This window comes from uncultured Microscilla sp. (assembly GCF_947493425.1).
Lineage (GTDB): Bacteria > Bacteroidota > Bacteroidia > Cytophagales > Microscillaceae > Microscilla.
This window is the reverse complement of sequence record NZ_CANLRP010000046.1, coordinates 1-17,796: the sequence shown is the minus strand read 5'-3', so window position 1 is coordinate 17,796 and position 17,796 is coordinate 1. Positions and strand designations below refer to the sequence as shown.

8 protein-coding genes and 1 pseudogene are annotated in these 17,796 nt (G+C 38.0%); 3 read left to right on the top strand and 6 right to left on the bottom strand.

The annotated features are described in order from the left end of the window. Positions 1–1,400: 1,400 nt before the first annotated feature. The 4 genes and pseudogenes from Q0954_RS13920 to Q0954_RS13905 all read right to left on the bottom strand — a co-directional run. Positions 1,401–2,264: a hypothetical protein gene (locus Q0954_RS13920; RefSeq protein WP_299457824.1), complete on the bottom strand. Its 864-nt coding sequence runs from the start codon at positions 2,262–2,264 to the stop codon at positions 1,401–1,403. Positions 2,265–3,315: 1,051 nt separating this feature from the next. Beyond that, positions 3,316–3,474 carry a hypothetical protein gene (locus Q0954_RS13915; protein WP_299457821.1) on the bottom strand — a complete coding sequence of 53 codons (159 nt, stop codon included), beginning with the start codon at positions 3,472–3,474 and terminating at the stop codon, positions 3,316–3,318. Positions 3,475–3,720: 246 nt separating this feature from the next. Further along, the gene (locus Q0954_RS13910) at positions 3,721–4,998 is read right to left on the bottom strand and encodes a TAXI family TRAP transporter solute-binding subunit (RefSeq protein ID WP_299457818.1); all 1,278 of its coding nucleotides are present in this window, start codon (positions 4,996–4,998) and stop codon (positions 3,721–3,723) included. Positions 4,999–5,049: 51 nt separating this feature from the next. Next, a pseudogene (locus tag Q0954_RS13905) lies at positions 5,050–5,751 on the bottom strand (IS982 family transposase); the annotation flags it as partial. A gap of 1,925 nt (positions 5,752–7,676) precedes the next feature. Between Q0954_RS13905 and Q0954_RS13900 the strand changes: the two are divergent. Next, a complete protein-coding gene (locus Q0954_RS13900; protein WP_299457815.1) occupies positions 7,677–9,011 on the top strand; it encodes a leucine-rich repeat domain-containing protein in 1,335 nt (444 codons plus the stop codon). A gap of 837 nt (positions 9,012–9,848) precedes the next feature. Here the strand turns inward: Q0954_RS13900 and Q0954_RS13895 are convergent. Both Q0954_RS13895 and Q0954_RS13890 read right to left on the bottom strand, forming a co-directional pair. After that, positions 9,849–10,370 carry a hypothetical protein gene (locus tag Q0954_RS13895; RefSeq protein WP_299457812.1) on the bottom strand — a complete coding sequence of 174 codons (522 nt, stop codon included), beginning with the start codon at positions 10,368–10,370 and terminating at the stop codon, positions 9,849–9,851. A 178-nt stretch (positions 10,371–10,548) separates the two neighbouring features. Next, the gene (locus tag Q0954_RS13890) at positions 10,549–14,940 is read right to left on the bottom strand and encodes an FG-GAP-like repeat-containing protein (RefSeq protein ID WP_299457808.1); all 4,392 of its coding nucleotides are present in this window, start codon (positions 14,938–14,940) and stop codon (positions 10,549–10,551) included. Between the two features lie 525 nt (positions 14,941–15,465). Between Q0954_RS13890 and Q0954_RS13885 the strand changes: the two genes are divergently transcribed. After that, positions 15,466–15,960 (top strand): hypothetical protein, encoded by a 495-nt coding sequence (locus tag Q0954_RS13885; RefSeq protein ID WP_299457805.1) that lies wholly within the window; start codon positions 15,466–15,468, stop codon positions 15,958–15,960. 163 nt (positions 15,961–16,123) lie between these two features. Continuing rightward, positions 16,124–17,125, top strand: coding sequence for a hypothetical protein (locus Q0954_RS13880; protein WP_299457802.1), 1,002 nt, complete (start codon positions 16,124–16,126; stop codon positions 17,123–17,125). The last annotated feature ends 671 nt before the right edge of the window (positions 17,126–17,796 follow it).

Sequence of the window (17,796 nt, the reverse complement as noted above, 5' to 3'; positions counted from 1 at the left end):
CTACATTGGGTTACTCTTAAGATCCTTCCAATAATATGTTCATGAGGGTTAAATTGTTGCATGACTCTCCATTCAAAGTATTGGTAGTCGATGATGCTATAATTAGTCAAAATCAAGTTTGGCTGAATACTGCGTCGTAGAAAAAGTTGTTTATTGATTAAAGTAAGTAAAACCTTATTGCTTGTTTTGGCTACAGGCATAAGTTTCATATCTAAACCTTTGGGTACATCAAAAAGGTGTTTATCTAACAACTTTGTTTCCCACAAGAAAACATTCCCAAATATGATTGTACAGGAAGGATCACTATTGATAGGTTCTGTTGCTATCATTACAGGTACCATAACCATCTTTCTATTAGTTCAGGGTAAGCTGTTACTTTTTTACAAAAAACAAAAAAAAGCAACAAGACAATAAAAAGACACTGGCACACTTTTCTGATAAATAGTTTAAGTGACAATTTTCAAAATAAGTGTTCGATATTGAGAAAAAAAACTTGAAGCTAGGCGAGGAGAAAAATAGGTTAATAGCAGCATAACCGAAACTACAGCTTTACTATGCTGAGTTCAACGCAGTTAATTTGGCTATTTTCTGATCGTTAAATTTGTAGTCAAACCAGACCGCTTTAAAGTCCCGATTTCTTATCGCATTGGCGTCAACCTAAACGGGTTAAGGAAACCTTGGAAATATTGCTTACATTCATTTGCAGGCAACTTTTGAGTATTTAAAATACTTGGCTTAAAACTCCGCAAGAACTTGAACGGCTGGCGCATGCGTCCTCGCGTGTGTTCCTAATACATCAAAATCAAGTAACTTTAAAGGGGCTTATTTTTAATTTAAGGTGTTGTTTATCAGTGACTTAAGTTCTCCAACTGAAAAGCTAAGTTGACGCCAATGCGATTTCTTATCGGGGTTATTGTTAAGGGCTATGCCCAAACTCCCCCCATTTAAGGGGCGAACATGTCACTATTTTGGAGCGTAGTGTTAAGGAAAAAAAGATTCTAAAGATAGGCAGAGTATTGGTAAGGTCGTTATTAGACTTAATCATAAAAACTACCCCTCAATTAAATTACCACACGATTTCCAGAAAATTATACAGCAACCATTGAGGAGTATTTTATTCAACTTTTTTAAAGTACCGTTATTGTCTCGCCTACCCTTTCGAATTAAATTCGAGGTAGGTTGAATTTTAAATTCTTTGATTTAATATAGGCACTTTTAACAACTTTAGCCTTGTTGTTAAAGTTTATTAAAACATTGGCATAGTGAATGATAGGGGGCTAAAATTTTTTGCAAGCAGGCTGTACAAATATAAGAAATCTAGGTCTGATTAATACAGATTAGCATATTTATCAAATCTTGAGACCTACAATTTTAATTTGAAAGAATAAAAAGTAAATTGTCTATTTCTCTTCGTTATTTTTTAAGAATTCGCTCAAGTTTTGTACAGAATCGATATTCATTTTTTGGCGTAGCCTATATCTCTTCTTTCGTAAACTTTCGGGAGCTATGCCCAACAAGTTAGCCATGTCTTCTACGTTCATTCCAAGTCTTATCAAAACACATAAATGTAGATCATTTGCTGTAAGGTCAGGAAACTTTTTCTTAAGAGTATCATGAAAGCTTGAATGAAACTGTTCAAAGATTAGCTGGAAATTATCCCAGTCTTTGCCCATTCTAATCCCATAATCCGCTAAGTTGTTAACTCTAGCCAGTAGTTTATGCAAATACTCCACATCACCTTGTTGTTTTAGTTCTGCTACGAGTTCTTTTAACTCAGCCAGGGACTGGTTTTTTTGAATCATGTGCAATGAATAAGATAACAATTGTTGATTTTTGAAATTAATTGCATTATGTAGTTGGGTAAGCTCTTTTTCTTCTAATGAGGCATCAATTTTCTCTTTTTCTGAGTCTATGACATCCGTTTTTTGTTGTTGATGAACTTTTTTGTTTTCCTTGATTTTGCGTTTAAGGTGGTGAATAATAGAAACCATCATGCTTAATGCAAATACCATTAAAAACAATTCCCAAGAACCTGCTTTTAGCGTATACAATTCCCTGGCACTTTCGGCTCTTTTATTGAGTAATTCTACTACCAAAAAGGCTAGTAGAGTTTGCTTCCACTCCTTGGCAATAAAATACCTATGGTTTTGTGCTACATTTTTTCGGTTACTTTGTTTGTTTATTATGTTTTTTACGAAAAAAACAATATATTTAAAAAGGATATTTTTTGAAGTTAAATTTATCGCTTGGTGTTGCTCTTTCATTTTTTGATTTTATCAAATAGTTTAACTTTTCTACATTAGTTATTTTCCAATAACTAGAAGATTTTTTTATCAAAAGGAGTGTCCAGCCCAATGACAAGCCCAATGTTATGCTTTTTGTTTCATCTCCATTTTACAAACGCAAGACGAAAAATGCCTAGAGAGGAATTTTGGCAGGATAAACAATGGACAGGTTTTGTTGGGGGCAGGACTATGAGAGGACTAAGCTTGGGAGGGGGAGGCCTAGGGGCTTTATTAGGCAACCTGAGCGTATATTTTGGTTTCCAATGAGTGGGTATTAGACAGGACGAACTGCTTGCCCTACTGTCATGCTTGACACTCAAGGAACATTTGATGTCTTTTTGGCGATTAAACTTTTTTTCCTCCATAAGCAGGCGGCTTTTATCGAACATTTTATGCAAAATGCTTCATTCAAAAGCCAATATTGGAGGTGTGATGCGGGCAAACAGAAATTTCTTGTTTACGTTTCAAACAAAAACATTCCTCCACGGATATAATCTTTAATACTTCATATTGTTACAATCAGGGAATATCCTGTTTATAGCAAGCATAACTTGTGTAATTGTTTGTAACAAAAAACTGCTAAGGAATCCACAGCAGCATATCAGTGATAAAAACCTCACCAAGCAGCAGACGCCCAGCAAAGGCTTTTAAGATTACCCTCGCTGCGCAAAAATCCTGCATGACTACTTAATCCCTGCTCAATAGCTGCTGCAAGTTTTTACTGTAGTATTTAAGCATTGGAAGACAATATGATGATGCAAGGCAAAATAACACCTTCACAGTTTTCCTGAGCTTTTGAAGTTGGTCAATTGAAGCTGCAAAGTAGTACAAACAATATTATACCAAATACCCTGTATATTTTTGGGTAATTTTAGAGAACCACACAAAGCTTGAAGGGGTCATTTTTTGTGAATGGTTTCGATATATAAGCTAGTATGCCTTAGCTTGTAGAAAGGAAGATATAAAATGTTCGATTTTGGGTTAGAAAAATATAAAACTTATCTACTTTACAGGCAGACATAGGTGTTGGTTAAACATCTACCCAAGTATTGGTTCTAAACCTGGAGTTTTGAATTTTACCACATTTTCGACAAGTTCTGACAAGCGTGTTGCCCTGCCATTGGTGCCCCAAAATGCGACACCAAAAAAATGTGCGTTTTTCTTCTGATGAGGTTGTTTCTGTATTCATAAGACTTAAATAACCTTGCCAAGATAGGTTCCCAAAGTATTCATTTTTTCTTGGCGGATAACAGTTAAAACTATGGCCATTCAAATGAGTTAGCCATTTGTGTAATCGTATTGTTTTTAAATATACTTCTAAGTTCGTACATTGCCTCAATAATAAGAAGACAATAAATGGACACCATTCATATCAAGGAAAATATTTGCTGCTGTTTCGGTAAATGCCAGGCTTAGCTTCTATATGCAAACATCATTATTTTTGTAAAGCCTTGAGGTGTTTGGTTTTGTGCTGAACATTCTCGTTAACCTCTCTCCAAAACAACAAAAATATCTGTAGACTTTGATTTGCCTCTAGTTGGTTTTGCCCTACCAAATAAATCACCTGGTCTCTCAGCAGGCGAGCCTTTTTTGATACTTCAATCAGCGATTCTAAGCTTTCTTGCTGTAAAATTTCCTGATCAAATGCAGCTAATTCATTATAATACTCTTCTATTCGTGCCTTTTTTCTCCTTGTTTGCCACCGCTTTACTATTGAAAAGATGCCCAAAATGGCTGTCAAAAGGCTGGCAACCCCCTTAAGTAGGCTAGAGTTTCTTTGAAAAAAACCTGGTTTATTGCGTCGTAAATAATTTTTTACTCCCTGGTGCAAAGGAAACCTGGTAAGCAAGTCTTCAAAGTCATCATTCAAGTATCTAAATACTGAATTTTCTTTTGCCAGTTTAGCTTTGCTTGACAAAACTCTATCCACCACATCATACACCACATGGTTAGGTATTGCCACATCAGCAAATAATATATTATCAATAGCAATAGTCAAAACAGGTTGCCTTGGCAGGTTAAAAAAAAGTTCTTTAGGAATTACATACGGGCGTGCCAGTGGGTACTCCATGCAAAATCCTTCAGCAGAAGAGCCCTTTCTTGTAGCTTCATCATCCAAACTAAAAAGTTTACCTTGCTTATTCACAAGCATGTCTTTGATAATGGGGTTGTTATGTGCTGTTACATGAATACTCACCAACACACTGTCTGAGAGTGTATTTTCTTTGCTGGAAGAATAAACAAATTTGTACGTGTCAGGAGCTATTCCGTAGGAAGAAAATAAATGTTTGGCAAAGGTCAATGTTCCACCAGTTTTGGAGCCTATCCCTATTTTACGTCCAACTATCAAGTCTTTCAAGCTTTTGGGGTGTATAGAATCATGGTATACAATAAAGAGTACTTCAGAGTACAATGGTAATACGCTTCTAAGGTTGTCATTAGGACTATCTGTTTCTACATCATTCTGTGCCAAAGCAAAATCAGCGCTTTCTACCAAAACTCTTTCACAGTTATTGGTGCTGCCCTCCCCGTGCGTGTCCAACCCAAATGTTTTTTCATCACCATGATTCAATACGGCAATAAGTTGGGTACCTATTTTATAGTAGGAGCCAGTTTCATCCCCAACGGCTATTTTATATTGCACTGGTCTAAAGTATTGGCACCCTCCTCCCCAAAAAACTGTGAGACATAGTAAAAATAAATGGTTTTTCATATGTGTGTGGTAAAAAACAGATGAGAACCTAATTAATGTGAGTTACTGGTTCTAATCTGCCAATAATACAACTGATTGTTCCAGTATTTTTGGCTGGAATTCTTGAATTTGTGGCAACTTCCCTAAAAACGCATAAGCAATAATACCTGCCCATAGATTCACAGCAAAATTTCTGGGGGAACGGTGCCTGGTATGTTCTATTTGACAAATGTTAACCATTTGATCAAAAACAGTCTCTATAAGTCCCCTTTTTTTCAAATAGTACCTTTCTTCACCAGTCAAATTTGGTTTTTTCATATTTTTTCGGACTTTACTGATGATTTTGCAGCCATTTTTCTCAAAATGACCTTTCAACTTGGTTAAATACCCCTTGTCTCCATAGATTTTTCCCTGAAAATCATTCAAAAATGTCTTAAGAAACGCTGCATTGTTGTCTGATACATTACCTGAGGTAAGCCGAAGTCTGACAGGTTCTCCCCTTTGGTTGCATATCAAGTGGAGCTTCAGTCCATAAAAATACCCTTTACTAGTTTTTCCTTTTTGAGCTATATGTTTAAAAACACGGTGATTTTTCTCCCTTTTTACATGACAAACTTCCAGAGGTTTACTATCTATATAATTAACCTTGGTGGTTTCTCCTAAGCAACAGGTGTATAGAAAAGCATATAGTTCCAACTGCACCCGAGGTGTTTTTGTAACAAAGCGTTCATAAGGGTGTGCCTCTGGAAAATAACTACTCAGGTGGTTTTTAACGACAAATTTATGGTATCAGAAAAAACAACGAATCCCAGAAAGGTGGAAGAAGATTAAAATGGTCATGATCTCGCTTTTGCTCATTTTTCCTCGCCACACCTGGGAGCCAAGTAACTTATGATCGTAGTAAGGAGTAAATTCCTGCATAAAATCGTCTACAAGTACAAAAATTTCTGTTAATTTAGTGGTATTCAGAATAATCATATCTCGAAAGTTTTCTTTGGATAGTGCAATATCAAAGTAATAACTTTTTTTGATTATTCTGATTTTTTTATTTAAAAACCTAGAAGTCAATGAGTTAAGCCTTTAACTCACATTAAAGCCCTAAACCTATAACAAGCTACATACAAGAAGCAGGATATTTAAATATTGAAGAAGACATTAAATAGACCGACTTAATAATGCTTTTTTTCTGATGAATGCTGCTTTGCAGGGCAAAATTCAAACAAAAAATATCGCAAAGCTTTGTGCCCTTATGGATGGTAAAATAATATTGAGTGTAGCCAATCAGCCAAAGTAAATCAGATATTAAGTGGATTCCCCTCTTAGATAATCAAGAAATGAATCATTCAAAAGACATCAAGTAGACAATGTATATACCTGCTTTTTATGACCTTTGATTTCTATCAATACTTGTCTATGATTGTGCTTTTATTAAACCTTGCGACTCTTTTGAAATTAGGTTATATGATACTCGTTCTTACAAAATCACACGCAGCCACTGATGCCAAACATAAATTAAGACAGAAACAAAAAAATATTTGGGATATACAAAACATAAAAGCAAACTTTTCGTCTTCCATAAGGCTAAATAAATTGGCTTGATATGCATTATGGGTTTGTTTAAAATGAATTGAAAAGGTATAGTTGGCGAAGGTTTGGCTCATCATTTAGATTTTGTCTGATTGAATTTTGTCAAATTTAACTAAGGAATGGTACCAAAATAAATACGCATTCTTAATCTCATCTTTTGAGGCTATACTTTGTTAAAAAATAGCCGAATAGCGTTGCTATTAGCCGACCATCCCGCAAGCTCGCTCAATATCCACTGGATATTGCCGTGCCGCGTATAGCAACAAAATATTTTAGCGTTACTATAGAAATTTATTTTTACACCATTCCTAAGGAATGGTGAGAAATTAAATTACCATTCTTGAGGTAGAGGTTTTGTTTTGAGACGAGGCTATTTTTTGCGCCCATAGCAGCGCTATGGGCAATAAAAATAACGAAGTATCAAGGCGAAAAATCACCCCTCAGAGTGTAAATTTATTTTTGAACAATTCCTAATGCATGCTTTTACGTGTTGAGATTTTCCGTGGAAAAACTGTAGGCTCAGTTATCTTCAGTGCAAACTTGGCTTATAATACTGATTTGATCTTCGGAGTTTTTATAAACTTGTCTTTGGTATGATTTGAAGCATCTAACCTTAAAAAGTAGGAAATAGTCTCTTTTTAGAATAAAAAGAGGACTTTATAAAAAATATGTAGTGACCTATTTGGATAATGTCAGTTTTGGTCATTGTTACGAAGCCAAGTAACCTCCAATCCACAAATATTTATGGGATAGAATTGTGACCTTGCCCATTTGCTGAAGTTTGTAAGAGTTGATTGGGAAAATCATATCAGGATTTTTTTATAGCATCAAGCAAGTTAATTTATTATTGGATAGAATCAAGGAAGGTAGACTATATCAAACAAATTCAGGCCTTATTTAACGAACAAAAGATGATCTTTAGAAATATTATGTTTGGCTAGCCATAGCATCTTGTGGGGGTGGGGCCATGATTACGTTTTCTCTCCAATACCTGAGTGTTCTCATCCAAATCTCCTAGTAGAGTATTAGTAATATTCCCTATTTTCCAAAGGTCACCCTGTTAACACAAATCATAACTTTAGATTTTATTAATAAATTCAGATTTTGAGAATGTGAATAGACTAACAAACAACAACAAGAAAATACTTCAGTTGCTAAATAGCAAAAATAAGGAAAATGTAGAATTGGGCTATCAATTATGCAAGGGGGCAGCCAAAGGTTATGATGAAGAAGTAGCATTGGTTCTTAGAAAAGACTTATTCAAATGCTTGATATTTGGGTTGGAAACGAGATACCTCGACTCTTTGAGAACAATCCACTTGACAGGCGTCTCTAGCAAGCAGCTTGAGGCTGCAATCCCCGCAATAGCATTGCTACATAATTTATACGAACTAGATTTAAGCTTTAATAATTTATTTACACTTCCCAGAAATATAGGAAAATTGCGAAATATAAAAAAATTGTCTTTGATGGAGGTAGGTTTGATGGTATTACCCAAGGAGATAGGAAAAATGACCCAACTTAGGCAGCTCGATTTACACGGTAACAATTTGCAAACATTGCCACCTGATATGGTCTATTTAGAAAAGCTCCATAAGATAGACCTAAGCAACAACAACTTCCAACACTTGCCTCATCTACTATTAGGGCTAAAAAATATCCGCTCTATCAATCTTCGGGAAAATTTTCTGACTTCGATAACAACATTTGCTTTGGCTAAGTCTGGAACCAGGAACTTAAAAATATTGGATTTATCAGGTAACTCTATAGATAAGCTGCCTTCTGGCATAGCAAATTTAGGAAACTTAAGAAAGTTATACTTGGGTGATAATGATCTCCAAGAGCTGCCAACAAAACTTCCTGCAAACCTTGAGGTTTTAAGCTTAGGTAAAACTCCTAAGCTATCTTATCGGTATATTCCAAGGTATATGACACATTTACACAATCTCAAGGTATTAGAGTTGGACGCCAATAGTATTACAAAAATACCAGAGAAAATTGGGGTACTCAAAACGCTTGTTGCGCTTGACTTAAGTAACAATCAGCTGATGACTCTTTCTAAAGAGATCAAGCAGTTAGAAGTATTAATATTGTTGGACTTAAGCTCAAATAATTTATCAACGCTTGCATCAGAAATCAAATACCTTAAATGCCTTAAATACCTCAACTTGCAAAACAATAAATTGAGTAAAGTGTCTCACGAAATAGGAAATCTTGTTGAACTTGAGAGGTTAGATTTACAAGAAAACCAACTAAAAAAGCTGCCTAGTCAAATCAAAAATTTGAAAAAGCTTAAAGTTTTGAGGTTGGATAATAACCCTCTGGCGGAATCATCAATTAGAAAAATAAAAAAATTATTGCCTCATTGCAAAGTTACAACATCCTTATCAGGAAAGCCTAATAAACTTTTCCATAAACAAGATTTTACTGATGATATATCGATCTAAACTACTTTTTCCAAGCCTGAATGGTTTCTTGAGTTGTTAAGTTTAGAAAATATACCTGCCTGACCTTCAAGATTGTGTATTGTGTGGGTGACATTGATATTTGAAAGAAACTATCTCATTATATGCTTACATCAAACATGATGAGGCAGTTTCTTTCACATAACCTCACTTACCTTGATTCTAGATGCCATTTTTTGGTCAAATATCACAGAGATAATCAGTGTTTTTACCAAACAAAATATATATTTTAGTGCATTAAGACAAAATTAGTTTTATATAATAAATTTACACAAAGCATTGATGATTAGTAACTTGCTGTTGCTTATCGCTTGAAACCAATAGCTTACAACTCCTTAATAATGATTGCTCCAAGCCGATGTGAGAAGCCGATAGGTTCATTTTGCAGGTAAACTCCTAAATTATTAATGATTTGTGTTTGACTGTGTATCAGAAAACCCTGTGCATAGTTTTTACTTGGTGGATGTGTACGTGTGGTAAACATCTGTGCAGGCAATAAAAAATACCTTGGTTGAGTGTGATTTGCACCTTCAAACTGTGGCGATTGTTAGTTCTTGTCTGAAGTACTTTTTTTATCCAGCGCCACCTCAAATTTATAAAAATGGCTTTGAGAATGACTTGGTTGTGTGTAAAAAAGACACCAAAAGAAAAAGCCTGAATATTTAAGTAAGCCCATAGAAATTCATTTGTTCAGTCTGGATGCGTTGTTAGTAAAAATAGTCAAACCGCAGAGGTTGTTTGTCAGAGTCAAACAGACTTTGCTCTGATTTTTAAAGACTTTTGATGGATGATACAATCATTGAAACCTGAGCAACACATTTACTTGAAGCAGAGTATTTTTTTTACCCCATAGTATCTTCCTATGACTATTTCGAGCAGGTATATACCTGAGGGCTGGTTAGTAAAGTCAATGCTTTCTTTCAATGTACTGAATTGTTTTTTGCCTTGTTTTACGTATACCTGTTGCCCTTGAGTGTTTCTAAGCCATAGCTGGTAGTCCCCTTGAATGGGCGTGTTCATCACAAGCTGGTGAGTTTGGCTTGAGTGGTTATAAACCACTTGCATTTGTGCAGATATATCCTGATTATCCAGTCCGTTTACACTAAAATAGATCACGTTGGAACTATTTGTACAACCGTTGTTTTCTGTGACCAAGTGGTAGCTGCCAGGTACTTTGGGAATAAAATAGTTTTCTTGAGTTTGTTGTACTTCCTCATAGTTATAGTACCAAAAGTAACGGTCAGCTTGAGATGCAAAGGTTCGTATGGTGTCTTGTTCCAGGGCAATTTCTACATGGTTTATGCTTTGTTTTAAGATGATGACTCGGTTGGTGGTTTGCACACAACCCTGAGCTGATATTTGGCAGGCATAAATTCCTGTTTCTTGCGCCAGATAAAAGGGAAGGTTGGCATGAGGAATTTCTACGCCGTAACTAGTGCATTGGGGATTAAATAAATGCGCTATTTATTCGAGGGTATTTTGTTTGCTGACGCACTTCAAAAAGTGCACATAGCCAAAGCTACGCAAACTTTTTGAAGTAAAGTAAGCGAGCTAAAGATTCCGAATAATGTGATAGGAATTTAGTACCCAATGCACTAGTCCATTGATATTTTGGATCGCTTATACTTGTGGTGGCTATCAATTTACTGCCTTGTCCATTGCATACTTGTTGGGTTTGATTATCAGCAAGAGATACAAAAATAGGCAAATTACATTCTGCTCTGGCAAAGGCAATGTTTGAAAAATCAGAATACCCCCCTGATCCTACTGCTCTCAGGCGGTAGTAATATACTATGCTGTCATCCACAGTGTTATCCTCATAACTGTTTGCTTTTGCATTCAAAATAACTATCAATTGATAGTTTAAACTATCTTTCTCAGAAGACCGTTCAAGGCTAAAATAATGGGCTTTTTCGGAATTGTATTGCCAGGACAAAAAAATAAGCGTGGGCGATACTGGACTGGCAACGATGGGAGGCTTGGCAGGAGGTACAATACTTAAATAACTGGGAGGCGTTGCTGAAGTTTCGTTGGGCGAGGTGGAGCGTCCATTGACATTGTAGGCAAATACTCGGTAAGTGTAGGTAACATTGCCCACTACTTCCTTGTTGTCAATATATTGAGTGAGGTTTGTACCAGTCAAAGAATCTTGAAATATGTACAGATGGTTGCTCCGTATGCTTTTGCGTTCTACAATGAATCCTTGTTCTGAAATTGCCACATTTTGCCACGAAAGTTGTACCTCGGAGGCAGAAGTGGCAACCGCCTTGAGCTGAATAGGAGCACGTGGCAGATTGTTGGTAGTAGCAGAAGCTTCGCCACTGGTACCATTGCCTGCAGTATTTACTGTCCGAATGCGAAAAAAGTAGGTAGTATTTTCGTTGAGTCCATCGACTTCATGCTGGCGATTATTGCTTGTAATGGTGTCAATAGGTAAAAAGTGGGCATTGTTGTCCTGCGATACTTCTATGATATACTCAGAAAAGTTGTTGGCATCGGATAGACTTGTCCAGGCAAGTACTATAGAGGATGAACTACGGGGAGTAGCAGTGAGGCTATTAGGAATTGCGGGGGCGGTTACCACCCTAAAAGTCAGTTCCTGAGCAAAAGCCGAGCCTACCAGACTATGATCCAATGCTTGTACGCTCCAGTGATAAATACCAGGGGCTAGCCCCCGCAGTGTTTTTTGGTTGCCCTGAAACCCTCTCCGGGAAATTTTTCGAAGGCCCGTGGTGGGGTTGGCCATAGAAGGGCATACATCATCTTTTTGAGAGCTGGTTCCTATGCGTAAGTTATAAGTAAGGGCTACCTGTGGGGTTTGTGCATCTGTAGATTTGCCCCAGGCCAGAGTTACTGTATTGTTAACTACAGTCGCTTGCAGTTGGGTAGGAGCGGTAGGAGCAGTGTTGGGTACTACAGCTTCGTTTTTATACACATAAGCACCGTACAAATTACCAAAAGACGAAGCAGTTTCCAGAAAGGTACCTGCCAATGCAAAATCTATACTCCCGTCATTGTTGTAGTCTCCTGGCGAAACATGACCACCATAAGGAGTGATTTCCTTGCTTAAATCATCCCGATAAAATTTTTCAAAAATGCCAAATGCTGTATCTTCAACAAAAGAATCATTGCCATTATTTCTATAAAGTTTGCTTTCACCATCGCTAAAACTACCCGTTACTTTTGCTCCATTCACCAACACATCCAAATCCCCATCATTGTCGTAGTCTATCCAACAGGCTACCCCTTGTACTGCTATAAACGAAGTGGCTACCTCTTCAAAAGTTCGTCCTGCCCCTAGAGGCATATTTTTGAATATTTTTACGTTAGAGGTACCCAACCCTGGTGCAATTGATCCCGCAACCAGTATATCTAAAAAGCCATCATTGTTGTAGTCTCCCCATCGAACGCTGCCGTAGCCTCCTCCCCAGGCAATAAACTCATGCAAAGAAAACCCACCACTTCCATTATTGATATATACATTGATAGAGGAGCTGTCGGCATCATCCTTAACCCCCCCAATCAGTAAATCCAAATCCCCATCATTGTCGTAGTCTCCCCACTCTATGTCTCCATTGCTTATTCCCAATACTCCCTTGTCTCCTTCGTCGACAAAACTTAGCCCACGTTCATTTCTGTAGAAGCTAATGTTTACCGCCCCTGGTTCTTCCCCCGAAATTACCAAATCCAAATCTCCATCATTGTCATAATCGCCCCATAATGCAGTGCTTGCCCCTTTGTTTTGCAGCGCAGTTATTTTACTGTTTTTAAATGATTTTCCTTGTTCATTCCTAAACACCTGAGTCAATGATGTACTAAAACTACTAGTGAAGACCAAATCTAAAAAACCGTCCCCATTGTAATCGCCCCAGGCAGCATTTCCTTCGGCCAAAAGAGGGAGGTTGTTGATGGTAGAAGCCAAAGAAAAACCTTGCCCATTGTGATTGGTATACAATAAATTTTGAAGCATATTCTCCCCTTGTTTGCTTCCCCTGCCCATCACGAGTAAATCCAGGTCACCATCATTGTCATAATCTCCCCAAGTCAGCGCTTTGCCATTCAGAGAAGCGTCAATGTTCATTTTTTTTGCCCAACTAAACACCTGTAGGTTACTCGTTGTTACCACCGGCAGCGATAACCCAGAGTGACCTCTCTTGTTAAATGCTTGCACCTTATAGTAGTAAGTAGTATGGTTGGTCAAATTGGTATTATCGTCTATATATTGGGTGGGTGAAGACACGCTAGGAAAGCCACTAGAGGGAACAGTGTCTACAATTTCATAACTACCACTGGAAGACAAAGAACGATACACAATATAAGAGGGCTCAGACTGGTTGGTGGCAGCTGCCCAAGTAATTTTTATTTTGCCAGCCTCGTCTGTTTCTGCTTGCAAGCCAGTGGGGGTAACTGGAAGGGGCTTAAAATCAAAGCTTTGGGTTTGGGCAAAAAAAGAAGCTTTCCCATTTTGGTCTATGGCTTGTACGCTCCAGTAATAGGTTTGTATACCTGTTGGCTTAGGTAGGTCAACCAAAATAAAATAATTTTTATAGCCTGCATTGCCTGGTCTTACTACCTTTCTTGCCCCATAAAATAGCGAAGTAGGATCGCTGATAGACTCAGATGAGAGCACATCTTCGGTAAAAGGAGCCAAGCCTACATACAAATTATAACTAAGGGCATCTTGCGAGGTTTCCTGGTCGGTTGATTTGCTCCAGGCAAAAGCGACTTGATTATCTTGTAGAGAAACACTTAGGTTGGTAGGAACGGTTGGGACTCCGCTGTTTACCTTGTCGGCAATGCTTCGGTAAATATAGTTGTTGGTGGCAACGTTCTGGTCACATACATCCAATCTACCGTCTCCATTATAATCTACCAGTTGAGGCTGAGTAAATACATTGCCGTGGCTTACTTCTGTAAATATATTGTTTCCGTCGTTTCGGAGCACAGTTTCCTGACCCAATACATCCAAATCGCCATCATTGTCATAATCTCCCCAAGTAAAAACAACCCTGGTACTTGTAATAAAAGTATCCTGAAATTTACCATCTCCTTTGTTGTGGTAAATTTTGGTAACCACTCCATTTATGTTACTTCCTGAAACCACCACATCTATATTACCATCCCCGTCAAAGTCTCCTGCATCTAAATGGCTTGGCTCGCTTGCAAGAAACTGAATGGCGTCGTTAAAGTTGCCTTGCCCATTATTTCTTAAAATTCTTGCTTGAGGAGTTTGATAAGGCGAATTGGGTGCTGCCCCTTTTTGTAAAGTGGCCAGCAAAATGTCCAGGTAGCCATCGTTGTCGTAATCGATCCATTGGATATTGGTGTTAATGAGCGTAGCTTCGTTGTCGATGAGTGTAACCTTAGAGAAGGCAAATTTTTGCTGATTTTCCAGCAAAATGGTTTCCTTATCGTCATTGTCACCACCCGATGCAAGCAAGTCCAGGTCGCCATCATTGTCGTAATCACCCGTGTCAAACGATACATCGACATGGGCTGTAATCAAGGCAGTGATGTCTGCCATCTGGTCTAAGTGGCCATTGGTGCCAAAAGCATAGATATAGGTCTGAGCAGCATTGACTAACAGGTCGAGTTTCCCATCATTATTGGCATCAAACCAAAATACAGAGGCACCTGACTCTATAGAAGGGAAAGAGTGAGGCGCGTTTACCTGAATGCCAGCATCACTCAAGGGGCCGTTTCCCTGATTTTGGTATATTTTTACTCCCACAGAAGGAGCCGCTATAGCCAAATCCAAGTCTCCATCTCCATCATAATCTCCCCAACTTGAGTTTCCTGCGGGTAAATCTAAGCTAGCTCTTACAAATTGTGCTTGTGAGGAGTGGTTTATTGCCAGAAAACTTAAAAAAGTACTATAAGCAAGCAAGACGAAATATTGAGAGAAACGCATCTTTAAAAAAAAACTTAGGTCGAAACAAGCAGCAACGAACACCTCAAGCAACGGTGTGATGAGCTCTGGCAGGGTGTTATTGCCATTTCTGGTTCAATGGACATAAACAATTGCTATATGGTGTTGTACAGGGTAAATGCTTACACGAATTGACTATTCAATATCAATTAGAACGTATCTACCCATTATGTTTGCAAGTTTTTAAAAATCAATGTGATATGATAGCGCCCTGCTGGTATTATGAACCATTACTGGTGAATTTCAACAAAAATATAGGTGTATCCAACTTTTCAAAAGGACAAAAAGTGCCTGTACAAAAAATATTAAATGTCTATTTTTTTTCTTCCAGTCAGTCCTGTTTGTGTCTGTTCTGAAAAAGGTTTTGTACCCAAAACAAAACGTCTTTTGGGTAGATGCTTTCTCATAAGAAGTGTCTTTAATTACTCATCAGGCTTTTGAAACCTGGCAGGTATAGGCAGAAAACCAGGCACAATGTTTTTGGTTCAATATTCAATTTTTAAGGCAATGAATAACATCAGCGACCTATTGGTAGTTTTGCCAGACAAAGTAACAAATATTACAGGGAAAAAGGTCAGACATGATTTTGTGAGGATCATACGAAGCTTGTTGTGGTCATGGGGGCGACATCAAGGAGTTTGGGGGGATGATTTTTTGCTGGAAACCAAAAAAATATTTGAAAAAACCAGCCTTGACCAAACCTGGTGGCAAGATTTCACCGCTGCCATTATGTGCCAGTCAATGCACCAAACAGACCATTTATCTGAATTAAATGAACAAAGAATAAACTATGCCATCAATAGCTATAATGCTACCCCAAGGTCAAGAGCGTGGGGTTGGTATGTATACCTTTTTGCTGAAGACTTGCAAGAGCGTTTGCCAAAAGACTCAGAAAACAATGCTTTGAAAGCCGCCTATTTACATTGTATGAGCAACAAGCAGTGGATCGAGTACAAAAGAGTGCTTTTTCAGAGTCAAAAAAACGAGGATGTTGCAGCCTGAGAAATGTACCATCACTATGTCAAACTTATAGTGTTGGGAGCCACTGAGATAGAAATAAGAAAAGTCATTAGTTATAAATACACAGTAAAACAGGTTTTATATAGCCTGACTCAGGCAACAAAGCCCACAAGTAAATATAAACATCAATTCAAAAATGAAATCTATGAAATATTTAATATTTGTGATTTTTTGTCTACAGATAGCAACCGTGCAAGCTCAATGGCGGGTAATTTCCGTAAGCCCTGCTTCCAAATGTTGGGCAATGGACAGCAAAACACAAAAGAAAAAAATACTAAAAAAAGGAGATGTAATAAGTCCCACAACAAATATTGTTTTTCAAGACTTAAAAGGGTATGTACATATTTACCGCAAAGGGGTAGCTCCTTTTATGCTGAGCCCAAGCAAGGCAAAGTCAACCAGAGGCAGTGAGTTGATGGCTTTAGCATCTGAACTTGTAGTTCCCAAAGTAAGCAGGCTATCGGTTAGAGGAGAAGAGGAAGCCTTAGAGGTGGTCGAAACCTTGTTGAGTTTCAAAATGTGGCTTACTGGTACACCTGCTGATGCAAGTACGGCATTAATAAAAGGAGTAAGACCGGTGGCGTTTTTTGGCAAAAAAGCACGCTTGTATGTAGCAAAAAAAGCCTTTCCAGAGGCAGGCAACTTTTACTTGGTCTACCTTCGTCAAGGGCAAAAAGTGGTTTACTCGTTGCCCAAAGAAGTCGATAAAGAAAAAATAACCCTCTCTTTTGACCAAACCATCTTACCTCCAGCCAAATCTTTAGCAAACAGCAAAAGTGCCCTTTTTTTTCTACCAAAAGAAAAGGGAGCCAAACCTGTAAAAGTGGCTTGGTTTAGACCCTTGATCATAGAAAACATCAAAGGGGAACGCAGAGAAGACTTAAAAGAAATCATACATGCTTTAGAAGATGCTTATGGGCAGGCATACAAAACCAAGGCTTTTGCCCGGTACAAACGCAAGCTGGCAAGCAATCGAGACGATCTTATCATTAGGCAGCAAGTAGCACAAGATGCCAATCGAGCAATTTTTGAAGGAATTTATGCCTATCTCGCAAGCGTCTATGAGGCTTCTCCTGACCGCAACAGCCTAAAAAAATGGTTAAAAACAAACTTTCCCAAGCTTTTTTTACCAAACAAAAAGGAGTAATTGCCAAAATTTTGTTTTGCCCACTTCTTGTCCGGTACAACTGTATGAAAACTACCACCATTATGGGTAGGTTTGTAACTGGGGCAACAGCCTGCTTAGTTTTTTTAAAGGCAGCCTGCGGTCGCCTTTCTGACTGTAGTTAGTAGTGAATAGTGATTGAAAGTTTGACAGAAAGAAGCGCCTTGTTTTTACTACAAAAAACAAGGAAAGTCCTTCTTTCTGTTTTTTGCAAAAATGAGATCAAAAATTTCCTGAACATAAAATCATTCCAATAGGATTTTGATAGATCGTAGACTCACCTTGAGCATTGCTTGGGGTGAGTTTTTTATTGGAAACTGTTCAGGGAGGTATAGTGGGTAATGATGATAGCTGCAAGAAACGAGCAACCAGCCGCAAGCTTCAGGCGGGATCATCATCCAGATTTTTTTAGCCATTCGACTAGAAAGCCTGTCTTGTAAAGGTTGGAGACTTCTGTATATTAAAAAGTTTCAAGTTCTCTTCAGAACACTTAAAACAACCAGGTACCTATCAAAACAAACAGCAGGGTTTTCTTATAAAAGAATATTTAGGAGAATATACCCCAAAAAACCATATTTCCGCCTCGCCTGCTCCGAGCTTGCCCTCGGAGGGCAGTGTCTCCACGCCCGATCGAAACCTTGTGCTTTGCAAGC

Excerpts from the sequence above, each read along its gene's own strand:
- Q0954_RS13920 (WP_299457824.1), bottom strand. The coding sequence starts at position 2,264 with ATGAAAGAGCAACACCAAGCGATAAATTTAACTTCAAAAAATATCCTT.
- Q0954_RS13890 (WP_299457808.1), bottom strand. The coding sequence starts at position 14,940 with ATGCGTTTCTCTCAATATTTCGTCTTGCTTGCTTATAGTACTTTTTTA.
- Q0954_RS13880 (WP_299457802.1), top strand. The coding sequence starts at position 16,124 with ATGAAATATTTAATATTTGTGATTTTTTGTCTACAGATAGCAACCGTG.
- Q0954_RS13915 (WP_299457821.1), bottom strand. The coding sequence starts at position 3,474 with ATGAATACAGAAACAACCTCATCAGAAGAAAAACGCACATTTTTTTGG.
- Q0954_RS13885 (WP_299457805.1), top strand. The coding sequence starts at position 15,466 with ATGAATAACATCAGCGACCTATTGGTAGTTTTGCCAGACAAAGTAACA.
- Q0954_RS13910 (WP_299457818.1), bottom strand. The coding sequence starts at position 4,998 with ATGAAAAACCATTTATTTTTACTATGTCTCACAGTTTTTTGGGGAGGA.